Source organism: Variovorax boronicumulans, from assembly GCF_009811375.1.
Lineage (GTDB): Bacteria > Pseudomonadota > Gammaproteobacteria > Burkholderiales > Burkholderiaceae_C > Variovorax > Variovorax boronicumulans.
Window position 1 is genome coordinate 438,513 of record NZ_BKDH01000004.1, and the last position, 14,957, is coordinate 453,469.

16 protein-coding genes are annotated in these 14,957 nt (G+C 71.5%); 9 read left to right on the plus strand and 7 right to left on the minus strand.

Annotated elements, in window-relative coordinates; genetic code table 11:
• Positions 1–79: 79 nt before the first annotated feature.
• The 3 genes from VHAB30_RS27075 to VHAB30_RS27085 form a co-directional block, all read right to left on the minus strand.
• Positions 80–1,369 carry a type II toxin-antitoxin system HipA family toxin gene (locus VHAB30_RS27075; protein WP_159279266.1) on the minus strand — a complete coding sequence of 430 codons (1,290 nt, stop codon included), beginning with the start codon at positions 1,367–1,369 and terminating at the stop codon, positions 80–82.
• Positions 1,370–1,418: 49 nt separating this feature from the next.
• Positions 1,419–1,727 carry a helix-turn-helix domain-containing protein gene (locus VHAB30_RS27080; RefSeq protein ID WP_062481916.1) on the minus strand — a complete coding sequence of 103 codons (309 nt, stop codon included), beginning with the start codon at positions 1,725–1,727 and terminating at the stop codon, positions 1,419–1,421.
• Between the two features lie 132 nt (positions 1,728–1,859).
• Positions 1,860–2,780 (minus strand): tetratricopeptide repeat protein, encoded by a 921-nt coding sequence (locus tag VHAB30_RS27085; protein ID WP_159279218.1) that lies wholly within the window; start codon positions 2,778–2,780, stop codon positions 1,860–1,862.
• A gap of 36 nt (positions 2,781–2,816) precedes the next feature.
• Here VHAB30_RS27085 and purE point away from each other — a divergent pair, with 36 nt between their 5' ends.
• The 3 genes from purE to VHAB30_RS27100 are packed head-to-tail and all read left to right on the plus strand — an operon-like array spanning position 2,817 to position 5,562.
• On the plus strand, positions 2,817–3,362 hold the full coding sequence (gene purE, locus VHAB30_RS27090) for a 5-(carboxyamino)imidazole ribonucleotide mutase (protein WP_159274100.1): 546 nt from the start codon (positions 2,817–2,819) through the stop codon (positions 3,360–3,362).
• The gene (locus tag VHAB30_RS27095; protein ID WP_159279219.1) at positions 3,359–4,558 is read left to right on the plus strand and encodes a 5-(carboxyamino)imidazole ribonucleotide synthase; all 1,200 of its coding nucleotides are present in this window, start codon (positions 3,359–3,361) and stop codon (positions 4,556–4,558) included. The genes purE and VHAB30_RS27095 overlap by 4 nt, the downstream gene beginning before the upstream one ends.
• Entirely contained in the window at positions 4,555–5,562 is a 1,008-nt protein-coding gene (locus VHAB30_RS27100; RefSeq protein ID WP_159279220.1) for an L-threonylcarbamoyladenylate synthase, read from the plus strand. The genes VHAB30_RS27095 and VHAB30_RS27100 overlap by 4 nt, the downstream gene beginning before the upstream one ends.
• A gap of 27 nt (positions 5,563–5,589) precedes the next feature.
• Here the strand turns inward: VHAB30_RS27100 and VHAB30_RS27105 are convergent, their stop codons facing one another.
• The 3 genes from VHAB30_RS27105 to VHAB30_RS27115 all read right to left on the minus strand — a co-directional run bounded on the left by VHAB30_RS27105 (position 5,590) and on the right by VHAB30_RS27115 (position 9,341).
• Positions 5,590–7,191 carry an alpha/beta hydrolase family protein gene (locus VHAB30_RS27105; RefSeq protein WP_159279267.1) on the minus strand — a complete coding sequence of 534 codons (1,602 nt, stop codon included), beginning with the start codon at positions 7,189–7,191 and terminating at the stop codon, positions 5,590–5,592.
• Positions 7,192–7,324: 133 nt separating this feature from the next.
• Positions 7,325–8,746, minus strand: a complete 1,422-nt coding sequence (gene dacB / locus VHAB30_RS27110; RefSeq protein ID WP_159279221.1) for a D-alanyl-D-alanine carboxypeptidase/D-alanyl-D-alanine endopeptidase — start codon at positions 8,744–8,746, stop codon at positions 7,325–7,327.
• Positions 8,747–8,753: 7 nt separating this feature from the next.
• The gene (locus VHAB30_RS27115) at positions 8,754–9,341 is read right to left on the minus strand and encodes an NUDIX hydrolase (protein ID WP_159279222.1); all 588 of its coding nucleotides are present in this window, start codon (positions 9,339–9,341) and stop codon (positions 8,754–8,756) included.
• Between the two features lie 78 nt (positions 9,342–9,419).
• On the opposite strand from VHAB30_RS27115, the gene VHAB30_RS27120 reads away from it, so the two are divergent.
• Genes VHAB30_RS27120 through pyrF form a run of 6 tightly spaced genes read left to right on the plus strand, consistent with a single transcriptional unit; the run spans position 9,420 to position 14,196 of the window.
• Positions 9,420–10,187, plus strand: a complete 768-nt coding sequence (locus VHAB30_RS27120) for a DeoR/GlpR family DNA-binding transcription regulator (RefSeq protein WP_095747246.1) — start codon at positions 9,420–9,422, stop codon at positions 10,185–10,187.
• 47 nt (positions 10,188–10,234) lie between these two features.
• Positions 10,235–11,263, plus strand: a complete 1,029-nt coding sequence (locus tag VHAB30_RS27125; protein WP_159279223.1) for a DMT family transporter — start codon at positions 10,235–10,237, stop codon at positions 11,261–11,263.
• Positions 11,256–11,969, plus strand: a complete 714-nt coding sequence (tsaB, locus tag VHAB30_RS27130) for a tRNA (adenosine(37)-N6)-threonylcarbamoyltransferase complex dimerization subunit type 1 TsaB (RefSeq protein WP_159279224.1) — start codon at positions 11,256–11,258, stop codon at positions 11,967–11,969. The genes VHAB30_RS27125 and tsaB overlap by 8 nt, the downstream gene beginning before the upstream one ends.
• Complete coding sequence (rimI, locus tag VHAB30_RS27135; protein ID WP_062483095.1) at positions 11,966–12,508, plus strand: ribosomal protein S18-alanine N-acetyltransferase; 543 nt, start codon at positions 11,966–11,968, stop codon at positions 12,506–12,508. The genes tsaB and rimI overlap by 4 nt, the downstream gene beginning before the upstream one ends.
• Complete coding sequence (locus tag VHAB30_RS27140; protein ID WP_159279225.1) at positions 12,505–13,338, plus strand: uracil-DNA glycosylase family protein; 834 nt, start codon at positions 12,505–12,507, stop codon at positions 13,336–13,338. Before rimI ends, VHAB30_RS27140 begins: the two co-directional genes overlap by 4 nt.
• Positions 13,339–13,371: 33 nt before the next feature.
• On the plus strand, positions 13,372–14,196 hold the full coding sequence (gene pyrF, locus VHAB30_RS27145; protein WP_062477481.1) for an orotidine-5'-phosphate decarboxylase: 825 nt from the start codon (positions 13,372–13,374) through the stop codon (positions 14,194–14,196).
• A gap of 7 nt (positions 14,197–14,203) precedes the next feature.
• On the opposite strand, the gene VHAB30_RS27150 is transcribed toward pyrF, so the two are convergent.
• Complete coding sequence (locus tag VHAB30_RS27150) at positions 14,204–14,938, minus strand: helix-turn-helix domain-containing protein (protein WP_062477478.1); 735 nt, start codon at positions 14,936–14,938, stop codon at positions 14,204–14,206.
• Positions 14,939–14,957 lie beyond the last annotated feature (19 nt).

The following is a 14,957-nucleotide window of genomic DNA, read 5'->3' on the forward strand; positions in this document are numbered from 1 at the left end:
CAACAAGTTAAAACCGGCGCCATCGTATGCGACGCCGTGGCCGGTGCGAAGACAGGCCCGATGGCGCATCCGGGCTTCTTCAGGCCGCGAGGCTGGCGAGGGCCACGCCGCCCGCGAGGCGCGCCTCGACGCAGCGGCGCACGCTGGCCGGCGTGCCGTCCTGCGCCAGCAGCGCGGGCCACTCGGCCTGGGCCTGGCGCACCGTGTCGCGCGCGATGGCCATCAGGCGCGCCGGCCGCAGCAGCCCGGCCGCGCGCAGCAGCGCCTCCAGCGCCGGCCCGTCGAAGGCGCGCAGCGTGGCGTCGATGGCGCGGTTGACGCCGTAGTCGCGCGCCGGCACGTCCTCGAAGAAGGCGGCCACGCAGACCGGGTCGTACAGCGGCGCGAGCACCGGCGCCACGCCGTCGGGGTAGCGCAGCGCCCAGTTCTTCAGGTGCGCGTCGCTGTTGCCCAGCAGGATGAAGGCGACCAGGCGGCGCACGCACTCGCGCACGTCGGCCACCGGGTTCGGCGACAGGCGGTCGAGCACGCGCAGCATCGCGGGCCAGTCGGTGGCCAGGCCGCGGCCGTACTTCTGGCGCGGCTCGTACTGCAGCACCTGCGCGAACTCTTCCATGTGGATGCGCCCGCCCTCGGGCGTGCGGTCGAAGCGGCGCACCGCCAGGATCTGCGCGAAGGGCACCTGCTCGGGCAGGTCGGCGTCGGCGCGGTCGATCACGTGGGCATGCGCGCAGTCGAGGCCGAGCGCGCCGCACAGGCGGTAGCCGGTGTATTCGTTGGCGACCAGGTCGGGGTGGCGCGTGCTCGGCAGCTTGAGGATGAACGAGCCCGCCGCGCCGTGGCGCTTGACCACGTAGCGCCGCCCGTCCTGCACTGCCGAGAACTTGGTCACCACGCCGGGGATGGCGGCGGCGTCTTCCACCGGCATCTCGACGAAGCCGGGTTCGAGCACGTCGAGCCCCAGCGCCGTGTGCCAGTGGCGCACGGTGTCGGGAATGCCTTCGGACGTGGGCACGGGCTCGACCTCGAGCGCGCCCATCAGGTCGTGGCCGGCGGCGGCCAGCAGCTCGAACTCGTCGTCGGCCGCGCAGCCGCGCTGCTGCGCCAGGCGCTCGCGGTTGTGGCCCTCGGGCAGCAGGTTCTGGAAGTAGCTGGGCCAGCGGCCGTCGCTGCGCGAGACGCGGGCGTCGCGCGCCGAGGCCAGGATCGCCCGCGTGGCCGCCTCGTCAGCGCCGCGGTAGGCCAGCGAGAGCGTGGGCCGGCCCGCATCGGCGATGTAGGCCTCGTCGAAGGACACACGCAGGATGTCGCCGTACTGCGAGAGGTAACCGATGGCGCGCCGCCCGCCACCGGGCAGGTGCAAGTGCATCCGCAGGTAGCGGATGCCCGTGTTGAAGGCGGCGCGCGTGCTCACCGCCTCACCGGTTCTCGTCAGCCAGGCTCTGGGCGATGGACGGCGGCGCGCCCACGCCCGCCGGCTGGCCGAGCAGGCGCCCGCCCGAGCGCACGAAGTCTTCGAGTTGCGGGCGCAGGCTGGCGGGCACGGGCATCAGCTCGAGCCCCAGCACGCGGGCCATTTCGAGCAGCGTCGACAGGCGTGGATCGATCTGCCCGCTTTCGATGCGCTGCACCGTCATGCGCGACAGCCCGGCGCGCGTGGCCAGCGCCTCCTGGCTCAGGCCGCCGGCCTTGCGGGCTTTTTCGAGTTCTTCGGTCAGTTGGAGCATTGCAATGCGCTTTTATCGGAAATTGAGTAGCAATGCTATCTATATGGGGCGATGGCGACAACAAAAAAGCGACTCACAGGTCGCTTTTTTGTTCAATTGCGCACTGAAAGGCGCAATGCGTCGTTCGGCCGTTCAGCTCAACACCACGCTGCTCAGGCGGCGGCGGTAGGTGGCCACCACAGGATCGTCCGGCGGAATCTGCCCGTCGGCCACCTTCACCTTCGGCGGCTCGATCACGTCGAGGATCGCGATGTAGGTCTTGCGCGCGAGGTCTTCGCTCCAGCTCTTGTCGCGCATGAGGATGTCGAGCAGCTCGTCCATCGCGTCGGTCCAGCGCTGGGCGGCCATCAGCAGGCGGGCCCGGTTGAAGCGGGCGTCGAAGTCGCGCTTGTTGGCCGCGATCTTGTCGTCGAAGTCGCCCAGCGTCGGCGCCGAGCCGGTGACCGGTGCGGCGAAATCGATGGCGTCCATCCAGCGCTGCAGCGAATCGAAGCGGCGCACCAGCGTGGTCTTGGCGATCACCGGGGCAAAGGCGACCTTGGCGTCGTCGATGCGGCCTTCCTGCAGCAGCAGCTTGATGTAGTCGAAGCGCGCGTCGTCGTTGGCCGGGTCGGTGGCCACGGCGTGCTGCAGCTTCTCGAGCGCGCCCAGGGTGTCGCCCTCGGCCAGCGCTTCCTGCGCGGCGGCGCCTTCCGAAGCCGCTTCGGCCTCGTCCGCGCCCGGCACGTGCTTGTCGAGGAATTCGCGAATCTTCTCGGCCGGAATGGCGCCCACGAAGCCGTCCACCGGCTGGCCGTCCTTGAACATCACGCAGAACGGGATGCTGCGCACGCCGAACATCTCGGACAGCTGCGAGGAAATCTGCGGCACCTTGTCGGCGTCCAGCTTGGCCAGCGTGAAGCGGCCGGCGTACTCGGTTTCGAGCTTTTCGAGCACCGGGCCGAGCTGTTTGCAGGGGCCGCACCATTCGGCCCAGATGTCCAGCAGCACCGGCGTGGCGACCGAGCCTTCGATCAGCTCGGCCTGGAAATTTTCGAGAGTGATGTCGATCATCGGGAACAGCTGGGGGTGAAACGTAAAATTGAAACCATGAACGAAACCATTCAGGTCGGTGTAGTGATGGGCTCGAACTCCGATTGGGAGACGATGCGCCACGCGGTCGAGATTCTCCAGCAATTCGGAATCAGCCACGAAGCGAAGGTGGTCTCGGCCCACCGGATGCCCGATGCGCTGTTCGCGTACGCCGAAAGCGCCGCCGGGCGCGGGCTCACCGCGATCATCGCGGGAGCGGGCGGCGCGGCCCACCTGCCGGGCATGCTGGCGTCGAAAACCACGGTGCCGGTGCTCGGCGTGCCGGTGGCCAGCCGCCACCTGCAGGGGGTCGATTCCCTCTACAGCATCGTGCAGATGCCCAAGGGCGTGCCCGTGGCCACCTTTGCCATCGGCACCGCCGGCGCGGCCAACGCGGCGCTGTTCGCGGTGGCCATGCTGGCGGTGAACAACCCGGCGCTGCGCGCCCAACTCGACGCCTTCCGCACGGCCCAGACCGCCGCTGCCGAGGCCATGGTGCTGCCGCCGCCCGAAGCGGGCGCGGCGGTGTCGCCCTTCTCGCCGCAAGGCGGGGGTGCGCTGTGAGCACCGGTCATTCGGGCCATGCCGGCGATTTGCCCATCCTCCCGGGCGCCACGCTCGGCGTGCTCGGCGGCGGCCAGCTCGGGCGCATGTTCGCGCACGCGGCCCAGCGCATGGGCTACTTCACCGCGGTGCTCGACCCCGACGCCGACAGCCCCGCCGGCCGCGTGAGCCACCACCACATCCACACCGACTACGCCGACGTCGACGGCCTGGCCCGCCTGGCCGGCCTGGCCGACGCGGTGACCACCGAGTTCGAGAACGTGCCCGCGCCCTCGCTGGAGCACCTGGCGGTGGCGCGGCCGGTGTCGCCCGCCGCCTCGGCGATCGCCATCGCGCAGGACCGCATCGCCGAGAAGGCGCACTTCACGCGCTGCGGCGTGCCCTGCGCGCCCTACGCCGTCATCGAGACCGCGGAGCAACTGGCCGCCGTCGATGATCAACTGCTGCCCGGCATCCTCAAGACCGCCCGCCTGGGCTACGACGGCAAGGGCCAGCAGCGCGTGAAGACGCGCGCGGAGCTGGTCGAGGCCTGGCAGGCCGCCGGCTGCGTGCCCTGCGTGCTCGAGAAGATGCTGCCGCTCGAATTCGAGTGCTCGGTGATCCTGGCGCGTGGCCGCGACGGCCAGATCGTGCACTTCCCGCCGCAGCGCAACCTGCACCGCGACGGCATCCTCGCCGTGACCGAGGTGCATCCGCAGAACATGCCCAAGACCGTGGCGCAGGGCGCGGTCAATTCCGCCAAGAGCATCGCCAGCGGCCTGGACTACGTGGGCGTGCTGTGCGTCGAGTTCTTCGCGCTGGCCGACGGCTCCCTGGTGGTGAACGAAATGGCGCCGCGCCCGCACAACAGCGGCCACTACACGATGGAAGCCTGCGACGTGTCGCAGTTCGAGCTGCAGGTGCGCACCCTCGCCGGCCTGCCGCTGACCGCACCGCGCCAGCACAGCCCCGCCGTCATGCTCAACCTGCTGGGCGACCTGTGGTTCCCGGACGGCGCAGCCGACGGCAAGCCGGTGTCGCCGCGCTGGAGCGAAGTGCTTGCCGTGCCCGGCGTCCATCTGCACCTGTACGGCAAGATGGCACCGCGCCGCGGTCGCAAGATGGGCCACCTGACCCTCACCGGCGCCACGCTCGAGAGCGTGCGCGCCAATGCCTCGCAGGCCGCGCTGCTGCTGGGCCTGCCGGCGCTCGCATGATCCTCGACGGCCACGCTCCCGACGCCATCGCCATCGCCGAAGCCGCGCGCGTGCTGCGTGCGGGCGGGCTGGTCGCCTTCCCGACCGAGACCGTCTACGGCCTGGGCGCCGACGCCAGCAGCGACACCGCTGTCGCCGGCATCTTCGCGGCCAAGGGCCGGCCGGCCGACCATCCGCTGATCGTCCACGTGGCGGCGGGCGCCAAGGGCGCGCAGGCGCTGTCGCGCTTCGCCCAGCCGCTGCCGCCTTTCGCGCAAAAGCTCGTGCAGGCCTTCTGGCCCGGCCCGCTCACGCTGATCGTCACGCGCCAGCCCGGCGTGGGCACGGCGGCGGCCGGCGGGCAGGACACCATCGGCCTGCGCTGCCCCGCGCACCCGGTGGCGCAGGCGCTGCTCGAAGCCTGCGCCGAGCAGGGCGTGCCCGGCCTGGCGGGGCCCAGCGCCAACCGCTTCGGCCGCGTCAGCCCGACCACGGCGCAGCACGTGCACGACGAGTTCGGCGACGCGCTGCTGGTGATCGACGGCGGCGCCTGCGAAGTGGGCATCGAATCGACCATCGTCGACTGCAGCCGCGGCGCGCCCGTGCTGCTGCGCCCGGGCCTCATCACGCGCGACCAGATCGAAGCCGCCGTCGGCGAGCCGCTGCGCGACCGCGAGGTGCTCGACACGCCCGACCCACGCGCCTCGGGCACGCTGGAGGCGCACTACGCGCCCGACGCCAAGGTGCGGCTGATGGACCCCAAGGCCATCCAGACCGGCCTCGATGTGCTCGGCGCCAACGCCGCGCACATCGCCGTGTGGACGCGCAGCAATGTGCGCAGCCGCTCGCAGCGCGTGCTGCTGCGGCGCATGCCCGACGACGCGGCGGCCACCGCGCAGCAGCTGTTCGCGGTGCTGCGCGAGTTCGACGCGCAGGGCGTGAAGCTGATCTGGGTCGAGACGCCGCCCGACACGCCCGAATGGGAAGGTGTGAAAGACCGCTTGCAGCGCGCTGCAGCGGCCTGATCAACGTCTCTCAGGCTGCGGCGGGGCTCAGCCCCCGGCCGCCAGCACCCCCTGGAAGAACCCGCGTGCTGCCGCCAGGCAGAACGGCGGCGCCAGCGTGCCGTGGTACGCGGCCGTCACGGCGCGCGCCTTGTCGGCGGCGCTGCCCGGCGTGCTCTGCGTCAGCAGGTCCTTGGCCTGCGCGAAGCCGGCGCGTGCCGCCGAATAGCTGTCGGTGGCGCCGCGGTCTTCCAGGTCGACCACCGCGAGCGCGGCGGCCGGCATGCCCTTGGCGCGGAAGTAGCCGGCCGTGGCACGGGTGCTCAGGAAGTTCACGGTCGGGTCGTTCGCGCCGCTGCACAGCAGCATCGGCTTGGTCGGCACCCAGTTGCGCAGGTCGTTGGCGATGGCCGCCTTGCGGAAGCCCGTGGCCGGCTTGCAGTCCAGCGGCGAGGCCGAGCCGAGCGACGCGGCCGTGGCCGGCAGCGCGTTGCCGGGGCAGGGGGCCGACTGGATGTCGGTGGCCGCCTGCGTGAGGAAGCTCTGCTTGATGAGGTTGTTGGCGCCGTAGAAGATCGCCAGCTCGGGGCTCACCGGGCCCGGCTTGCCGTCGGCCGGGAACAGCGCCAACTGCGGCAGCTTGCCGCTGGAGAACAACGTGCCCGGCGTGAGGGTGGGCAGCAGCGTGTCGATGCCGGTGGCGTACTGCGCCTCGTAGACGTCGTTGGTGCTGTTGTAGACGTTGCCGAACTGCTGCTGCCAGCTGGTCGACAGCAGCGGCACGAACAGCGTGGCGCCCAGCGCCGGCCAGCCCAGGTAGGTGTAGTCGGTCAGGAGGCTGATGGCCGAGGGCGCGGCCAGCGGGGCCGAGGCCGTCACGGTCTTGCCGGTGGCCTGCATCTCGCGGTGCGCGGCCATCGCCACGTAGCCGCCCTGCGAATAGCCGGTGATGAACAGCGAGCCGGCGTCGTTCGCGCCGATGTCCGAGAAGGTCTTGCGCGCCGCGGTGAGCGCATCGACCATGTCCTTGCCCTGCTGCTCGCCGTTGAGGTACGGGTGGTAGGGCAGCGTCGATTTGTCGTAGCCCGCGTAGTTGGGCGCCACCACGATGTAGCCCTGCGCCGCGAACATGGCCGCCACCATCAGGCCCTCGCCGGCGGCCGGCTGGGTGGTGTCGGTCCACTTGGCGAGGTTGTAGTTGCGCGCCGGCGTGGTGCCGTGCGCGTACAGCACCACGGGGCGCGCGCCGCTGCAGGCCACGTCGGAACCCGAGGGCACCATGATCGCGGCGGTGGCGTTGGTGGCTTCGTTCTTGCCGCCGACGGTGCGGTACTCGAGGTAGCGCATGTCGACGCCGCACTTGGGCGCGCCGGTGACCTGCAGCAGCGCCTTGCCCTGGTCGGAGGCCTGCAGGCTGGCCCTGAACTGGTCGGCCGTGAGCTTGGTGCCCTGCTCGGGCGGGCTGGTGACGACCGAGCCGCGCCCGGTGTCGCTGCCGCCGCCCGGCGGCGGAAAGCCGATGCCGACGCCGCCCCCACCGCCGCCCCCGCCACAGGCGGCGAGCAGCAACGTGGCGCCGGCGAGCGTCGCCGCGGCGGTGACCCGGCGGGCCGGGAAGGACGAGGGCTGTGAATGCCGTGGGTGCTGCAAGGTCAAGACGCGTCTCCTGGAGTTGTATCGAAAACGAACGAGCGTCCGATTCTGGGCAGCGCCATGGCCGCGCGCAAGCAGCGTTTGCGAGCAGAACCTATTCAGTAGCGGGGCGGCTCGGGCCCCGTCCGAGTCACTGGTCCTGCGCGGTCCAGTCGATCAGCGCGTCGAAGGCGGCGCGCGCGGCGCCGGCGTTCTCGCCGTTGGCGATGGCTACCAGCACGTAGCGCCGGCCGCTTGCGCCGTGCACGTAGCCGGCCACGCCCGAGGCGTCGCGCAGCGTGCCGGTCTTCAGGTGCGCCGCGCCGCCCGAGCGCAGCGTGCGCCGCTTCAGCGTGCCGTCCACGCCCATCGCGGGCAGCGAGGCCACCAGCTCGGGCATCACGGGCGAGCGCCACGCCACCTGCAGCATCTTGCCGAGCGCGGCGGCGCTGATGCGCTCGTCGCGCGACAGGCCCGAGCCGTTCTCGAACACCGGCGAGGCCTCGCCGGTGCCGATGCGCTCGCGCCACCACTGGCCCAGCGCGCCGCGCGAAGCCTCGAAGGTGCCGCGCTGCTTCTGTGTGAGGCCCAGCGTGAGGAACACCTGCTGCGCCATCACGTTGTTGCTGTACTTGTTGATGTCGCGCACCACTTCCGCGAGCGGCGGCGACTCGAAGTCGAAGGCCGGCTTCAGGCCCGCGGGCACGCGGCCTTCGCGCATCTGGCCGCCCACGCGCCCGCCCATCTCGGCCCACATGCCGCCGATGGCGCGCAGGCTGTAGGTGCGCGGGTCGGCGTAGGCCACGGCCCAGCTCTTCTCGCCGCAGCCCGTGGGAAAGCCGCCGTTGAAGCGGATGCGGTTCACGTCGCTGAAGTCGGGCTTGAGCGCACCGCGCCAGTCGCCGCATTCGCCGGGCGCCAGCGGCACGGTGGGCGGCATCGCCACGCTGGCCAGCGGGGGCTCGTAGCTCACGCGCGCGTACTGGCCGGCGCGGTCGGGCGCGAAGGTCATGTTGACCGACTTGAAGTTCACCAGCAGCGCGTCGGGCGAGGCGTTGTAGGGGCGCAGCGGCTCGCCGTCGAAGGCGGCCGGGTCGTTCTCGACCGTGGTCTCGAAGGCGCTGCGGTCGATCACGATGTCGCCGCTCACGGTGGTGATGCCCAGGCCCTGCACGTGGCGCAGCAGCAGCCACACGCGCTCCAGCACCAGCTTGGGATCGCCCTGGCCCTTGATGTAGAGGTTGCCGTTGAGCACGCCGTTGGCCACCGTGCCCTCGACGTAGACCGGCGTGTTCCAGCTGTAGGCCGGGCCGAGCAGGTCGAGCGCCGCGTAGGTGGTCACCAGCTTCATGATCGAGGCCGGGTTCACCGGCACCTGCGAACGCCAGGCCAGGCGCGGCGCGCGGCCCGCGTCGGCATCGGCCACGAGCAGGGTCACGGCCTCGCGCGACACCTTGGCGCGCGCGAGGGCGGCATCGACTTGAGGCGGAAGGGCTTGCTGGGCGAAGGCGCCGGCCGGAGCCAGCAGGGCGAGGGTCAGTGCGAGGGGCGCAGGGCGGAAGGCAAGAGGCATCCGCGGATTATCCCGGCGGGAAAACGTGCAGCTTCGCGTGGTACAGCAGCATGACCGTCTTGGCGTCGGCGATGCGGCCGTCGGCCACCATGGCCAGCGCCTCGTCGATGCGCAGCTCGAGCACCTCGATGTCCTCGCCCTCCTCCGCCAGCCCGCCGCCCGCGCCGACGCGCATCGAGGCCTCGTAGGGCGCGACGAAGAAGTGCAGCTTCTCGGTCACCGAGCCGGGGCTCATGAAGCTCTCGAACACCTTCTGCACGGTGCCGAGCCGGTAGCCCAACTCTTCTTCCACCTCGGCGCGGATGCGCTCCTCGGGCGCGGCGTTGTCGAGCAGGCCCGCAGCCGCCTCGATCAGCAGATCGTCGTGGCCGTTGACGAAGGCCGGGTAGCGGAACTGCCGCGTGAGCAGCACCGTGCGCTGGCCCAGGTGATACGGCAGCAGCGTGGCGCCGTTGCCGCGGTCGTAGGTCTCGCGGTGCATGCGCTGCCACTCGCCGTCGTTGCGCCGCCAGTCGAAGGCGGTGGTGCGCAGCGTGTACCAGTTGTCGGACAGGAGGGTGACTTCGTGCACCCGGACGCGGTCGTGAATGGTCATGGCGGCGAGCATAGAACCAAGTTCGTGCAATATCAAGAAGATTCGTGCAATAACGTGCAAATCCGTTACCATCGGCCCATGCTCACCCGACCGCGCAAGCAACACATCCTCTCGGTCCTGCGACGCGACGGCCAGGTCGTCGCCAAGGCGCTCAGCGAAGAGCTGGCCCTGTCCGAAGACACCATCCGCCGCGACCTGCGCGAGCTCGCGGCCGAAGGGCTGCTGCAGCGCGTGCACGGCGGCGCCCTGCCGGTAGCGGCGGCCGAGGCCGACTTCACCGGGCGCCAGCAGCTCGCGCCCGACGAAAAAGTGGCCATCGGCCGCGCCGCCGCGCGCCTCGTGAAGCCGGGGCAGGTGGTGTTCATCGACGGCGGCACCACGGCCGTGCAGCTGGCGCGCCACCTGCCGCTCGCGCTGCAGGCCACGGTGGTCACGCACAGCCCGTCGGTGGCGGTCGAGCTGGCGGCGCACGCCGGCATCGAGGTGGTGCTGATCGGCGGGCGGCTCTTCCGGCATTCGATGGTGGCGGTCGGCGCGGCGGCCATGGCGGCCATTTCACGCATCCATGCCGACACGTATTTCATGGGCGCCACCGGCGTGCACGCCGAGGCGGGCCTGACCACGGGCGACGCGGAAGAGGCCGAGATCAAGCGCGCCCTGATGGCCGCGGCGGCCGAGACCGTCGTGCTGGCCTCGTCCGAAAAGCTCGGGGCCGCGTCGGCCTGGGTGGTCAGTCCGCTGGCGGACGCGACGCAGCTGCTGGTGGCGCCGCAGGCCCCCGAGCAGGCGCTGGCGCCGCTGCGCGCGGCCGGGCTGGCGATCCTGCGCGCCGACGAGGCCGGCTGATTCGCCCCGCCCCTGCGCGGCCGGGGCCTGCCCTCGATAATGGCGGGATGCCCGCCGCGCCCCCGCAGACCTCCCCGCCCCTCTTGTCTCCCCGCATGCTCGGCATCGGCGCGGCCGTGGTCACCGTCGTGGTCTGGACCGCCTTCATCCTCATCGCGCGCGCCTCGGCTGCGCGCTCGCTCACGCCCTTCGACCTGGCCTTTGCGCGCGTCTGCGGCGCCAGCCTGGTGCTGGTGCCCTGGGGCGCGTGGCTGGCGACGAAGCACCGCGGCGCGGTGTCCTCGTTCTTCGGCCTGTCGCCGCTGTCGCTGCGCGTGACGGCCACCGCCGGCATCTTCGGCGGCGTGGCCTACGCGCTCATCGCCTACAGCGGCTTCTTCTTCGCGCCGGCCGGCCATGCCGCCGTGCTGATGCCCGGCAGCCTGCCGCTGTGGACCACGCTGCTGGCCGCGCTGGTGCTGCGCGACCGCATCACGCCCACGCGCGCCATCGGCCTGGCGATGATCGTCGCAGGCGACCTTGTGGTCGGCGGGCGCAGCCTGCTGCACGCCTTCGAGGGCGGCGAGGTCTGGAAGGGCGACCTGATGTTCATGGGCGCCGCCTTCTGCTGGGCCTGCTACAGCGTGGTGGCGCGCCGCCACGGCCTGGACGCCGTGCGCGCGACCATCGCCATCACCGTGTTCGCCTTGATGACCTACGTGCCGGTCTACACCTTGCTGGTGGCCTCGGGCGCGGTCGTGAGCCACATCGGCAGCGCGCCGTGGGGCGAGGTCGCATTCCAGATGGCCTTCCAGGGCGTCGGCTCGGTGGTGATCTCCGGCATCACCTTCACGAAGATGATCCAGCACTTCGGCCCCGTGCGCACCACGATGATCACGGCGCTGGTGCCGGGCCTGTCGGCCTTCGGTGCGGTGCTGTGGCTTGGCGAACCGATGCACTGGAGCCTGGTCGCCGGCCTTGCGCTGGTGACGGCCGGCATCCTGTTCGGCGTGCGCAAGGCAGCGGCCGTGCGCGCCGCGCCGGCGCCGGTCTGCCCGACGCCGTGCCCGGCGGGAATGGGGCGTCCGAATGTCTGACAAGCTGCTGGCCTTCGACACGAGCACCGAGCACCTGTCGGTCGCGGTGCGCCACGGCGACCGCGTGCTGGCGCACAGCGGCGTGGGCGGCGCGCAGGCGTCGAGCACGCTGCTGCCATTGATTCGCGAACTGCTCGCCGACGCGGGGCTCGCGCTGGCCGAGCTCGACGCCATCGTCTTCGGGCGCGGCCCGGGCTCCTTCACCGGCCTGCGCACCGCCTGTTCGGTGGCGCAGGGCCTGGCCTTCGGCGCCAAGGTGCCGCTGTTGCCGGTCGACACCTTGCTGGCCGTGGCCGACGAGGCGCGCCATGCCTTTGGCGCGCAGCGCGTGGTGGCCGTGCTCGACGCGCGCATGGACCAGCTCTACGCCGCGCACTACGACTTCGACACCGCCGGCCCGTTTGGCGGCGACCCCGAGCCGCTGCTGCTGGCCCCCGAGGCGCTCGAGGTGCCGGCCGGCTGGGCGCTTGCCGGCAATGCCTTCACCGCCTACGGCCCGCGCCTGGCGACCGCCACGGCCCGCCACGAAGTGCTGCCCACGGCCGCCGCCATGCTGCGGCTGGCGCCCCCGCTGCTCGCGGCCGGCCGCACCGTGCCCGCCGCGCAGGCCTGGCCGCTGTATGTTCGCGATAAAGTGGCGCAAACGACCGAGGAACGCGCCGCCATCAAGGCGGCGGCCGCTGCCGTTCCGCCGAACCCCGCATGAGCGCCGTCCTCCAGTCCGTCGAAGCCCGTCTTGAACCGCTCACCGTCGAGCGGATCGATGCCGTGTGCGCGGTCGAGCAGACGGCCTACACGCACCCCTGGACGCGCGCCAACTTCACCGATTCCATGGCCGTGGGCTACCACTGCCAGTGCCTGTTGGCGCCCGGCGTGGCGCCGGGTGTCGAGTCGCCCTGCACGAGCCTGGGCGAAACGCTGATCGGCTACTTCGTCGCCATGAAGGGCGTGGACGAGGTGCACCTGCTCAACATCACCGTGGCGCCGGCCTTCCAGCGCCAGGGCTGGGCGCCGCTCATGCTCGAGGCGCTGGCCGGCTGGTCGCGCGGCGAGGGCGCGCTGTGGCTCTGGCTCGAGGTGCGCGAAAGCAACCGGCGCGCGCTCGACATCTACCTGCGGCAAGGCTTTCGCAGCGTCGGCGTGCGCAAGGGCTACTACCCGGCGTTCGACGGCAAGCGTGAAGACGCGGTCGTCATGAGCATGCGCCTCAACGAAACAGGCTCCGCCTGGGGAGCTTTGCGATGACGGACACCGCGGTCCACACCCTGCGCCTGGACGCGCGCCAGCGCGCCATGCTCGACGAGATGGGCGTGAAGGTCTGGTGGCCCGTGCCGCCGGAGCCCGAGATCGAAGTCGAAGCCGAGCCAGAGGTCCCCGTGGCCGCTGACTCCGGCATGCCCGACATGCCCGAAGGCCCGCCGCTGGAGCTCGACGATCGCGACCAGTCTTACGACGCGCCGCCCCCGCCGCGCCCAGCCCCGGCGCCCGTTGCCCGCCCGGTGGCCGCCCCGGTGCCGCGTCCTGTCGCGCCGGCGCCCGTGGCGCAAGGCGCCGCCGTGCTGGTCGAGGCGCCCTGCCGCCTGTATGCCGACAAGGCCGACGCCGCGGCGCCGGTGCAGGGCGGCTGGCTGGTCGTGGCCGACATGCCCCCCGAGGCCGACGGCCGCCACGGCGAGCCCTTCGCGGGCGACGCCGGCCGCCTGCTCGACAACATGCTGCGCGCGCTGAAGCTGCACGACGGCCGCACGCCCGTGCACCTGATGCGCACGCACCGCGGCGTGGCCGCCGGCCAGCCCGGCAGCCCGCAGCCGATCGACGCCGCCTTCGACGCCCATGCGGCGGCGCTGGCGCCAAGCATCGTGCTGGCGATGGGCCCACTGGCCGCGCAGAGCCTCATGCAAAGCCGCGATCCGCTGGGCAAGCTGCGCGGTCGCGCCGTGCCGCTGGCATCGGCCAATGGCGTGCCGGTGGTCGCCACGTACCACCCCGCCTACCTGCTGCGCAACCCGGCCGACAAGGCCCGCGCCTGGGCCGACCTGTGCCTGGCCGCAGAGCAGGCCACCCCTTCGGCCTGAGGCCGGCGGGCGGGGTCCGTAAAATCGGGCCCCATGACTTTCCTCGACAAGCTGGCCGCTGCACAGCAAACCAACGGTTCGTTGCTCTGCGTGGGCCTCGACCCGGAGCCAGCCAAATTCCCGGGGGCGTACAAGGGCGACGCCAGCCGCATCTATGACTTCTGCGCGCGCATCGTCGACGCGACGGCCGACCTGGTCATCGCCTTCAAGCCCCAGATCGCCTACTTCGCGGCCCACCGCGCCGAAGACCAGCTCGAACGCCTGATGGAGCACATGCGCCGCAACGCGCCCCATGTGCCCACCATCCTGGACGCCAAGCGCGGCGACATCGGTTCCACCGCCGAGCAGTACGCGCTCGAAGCCTTCGAGCGCTACGGCGCCGACGCCGTGACCCTGTCGCCCTTCATGGGCTTCGACTCGGTCGCGCCGTATCTCCAGTACGAAGGCAAGGGCGCCTTCCTGCTGTGCCGCACCAGCAACCCCGGCGGTTCCGACCTGCAGGGCCAGCGCCTGGCCAGCGTCGAGGGCCAGCCCTTCCTGTACGAGCACGTCGCCCGCCTGGCGCAAGGCCCGTGGAACCTCAACGGCCAGCTCGGCCTCGTGGTGGGCGCGACCTACCCGGCCGAGATCGAGCGCGTGCGCGAACTCGCGCCGACGGTGCCGCTCTTGATCCCGGGCGTCGGTGCCCAGGGCGGCGACGCGGTCGCCACCGTGCGCGCCGGCTGGCGCGCCGACGCGCCGATCATCGTGAACTCGTCGCGGGCGATCATCTACGCCTCGTCGGGCGAAGACTTCGCCGACGCCGCGAAGAACGCCGCGCGCACCACGCGCGACGCATTGGAAGCAGCGAAGCCCTGACGGGCCTTCAGTTCCGCCGCAGGCGGGTGAAGAGCTCGAATTCCCAGTTGCGCATGCCCAGCAGCAGGGTGTAGCCCTCGCGGTCCTTGGCCGACAGCTTCTGGTCGGTCTGGTGCTGCTGCGCAAAGTCTTGCGCCACGCGCTGCAGGCGCTCCATGAAGGCGGGCGCCAGCGACCGGCTGATCGAGCCGTGTACCAGCAGCAGGCCCTCGGCCGGGCCGTCGAAGCCGCCCTTGTAGTAGTCGAGCACCACGTTCTCGCGGAAGAACTCCATCACCGGGCCGTGCGGGCGCCAGCGGAAGGTCTTCGCGAGCTTCAGGCGGTACCGGTTGAGCGGGCGCAGCTCGATGATGCCGATGCGGTCCAGCTGCGCCAGGCAGCCGATGCACTCGGCCTCGGTGATCCGGTACGACGACACGATCTGCTCCAGCGTCCACTGGCTCAGCACGCTGATCGCCACCAGCAGCAGCTTCTTGTCCTTGACCACGGCCTTTTCCTGCTCGTGGGTCAGCTCCTTCAGCAGCGGCTGGGCGTCGGCCACGCGCCGCGCCAGCTCGGCGAAATCGATCTTCAGGGCGCGGCAGATCGCATCGACGCGCGACAGCGGCATGTCGCTCTTGGCCAGCATGCGCTTGACGCTGGACTCCGCCATGTCCAGCGACCGGGCCAGGTCGGCATACGTCATGCGGGCGCTTTTGAGTTCGTTCTTGAGGGCCTGGACCAGGTCGACGGTGGTGCTCATGAAGGGAGGGTACGGGTTG

What these genes read in the sequence shown, in the direction of transcription:
- VHAB30_RS27075 (WP_159279266.1), bottom strand. Translation starts at nt 1,369, where the DNA reads ATGCACTTGCACCTGCCCGGTGGCGGGCGGCGCGCCATCGGTTACCTC.
- VHAB30_RS27080 (WP_062481916.1), bottom strand. Translation starts at nt 1,727, where the DNA reads ATGCTCCAACTGACCGAAGAACTCGAAAAAGCCCGCAAGGCCGGCGGC.
- VHAB30_RS27085 (WP_159279218.1), bottom strand. Translation starts at nt 2,780, where the DNA reads ATGATCGACATCACTCTCGAAAATTTCCAGGCCGAGCTGATCGAAGGC.
- purE (WP_159274100.1), top strand. Translation starts at nt 2,817, where the DNA reads ATGAACGAAACCATTCAGGTCGGTGTAGTGATGGGCTCGAACTCCGAT.
- VHAB30_RS27100 (WP_159279220.1), top strand. Translation starts at nt 4,555, where the DNA reads ATGATCCTCGACGGCCACGCTCCCGACGCCATCGCCATCGCCGAAGCC.
- dacB (WP_159279221.1), bottom strand. Translation starts at nt 8,746, where the DNA reads ATGCCTCTTGCCTTCCGCCCTGCGCCCCTCGCACTGACCCTCGCCCTG.
- VHAB30_RS27115 (WP_159279222.1), bottom strand. Translation starts at nt 9,341, where the DNA reads ATGACCATTCACGACCGCGTCCGGGTGCACGAAGTCACCCTCCTGTCC.
- VHAB30_RS27120 (WP_095747246.1), top strand. Translation starts at nt 9,420, where the DNA reads ATGCTCACCCGACCGCGCAAGCAACACATCCTCTCGGTCCTGCGACGC.
- VHAB30_RS27125 (WP_159279223.1), top strand. Translation starts at nt 10,235, where the DNA reads ATGCCCGCCGCGCCCCCGCAGACCTCCCCGCCCCTCTTGTCTCCCCGC.
- tsaB (WP_159279224.1), top strand. Translation starts at nt 11,256, where the DNA reads ATGTCTGACAAGCTGCTGGCCTTCGACACGAGCACCGAGCACCTGTCG.
- rimI (WP_062483095.1), top strand. Translation starts at nt 11,966, where the DNA reads ATGAGCGCCGTCCTCCAGTCCGTCGAAGCCCGTCTTGAACCGCTCACC.
- VHAB30_RS27140 (WP_159279225.1), top strand. Translation starts at nt 12,505, where the DNA reads ATGACGGACACCGCGGTCCACACCCTGCGCCTGGACGCGCGCCAGCGC.
- pyrF (WP_062477481.1), top strand. Translation starts at nt 13,372, where the DNA reads ATGACTTTCCTCGACAAGCTGGCCGCTGCACAGCAAACCAACGGTTCG.
- VHAB30_RS27150 (WP_062477478.1), bottom strand. Translation starts at nt 14,938, where the DNA reads ATGAGCACCACCGTCGACCTGGTCCAGGCCCTCAAGAACGAACTCAAA.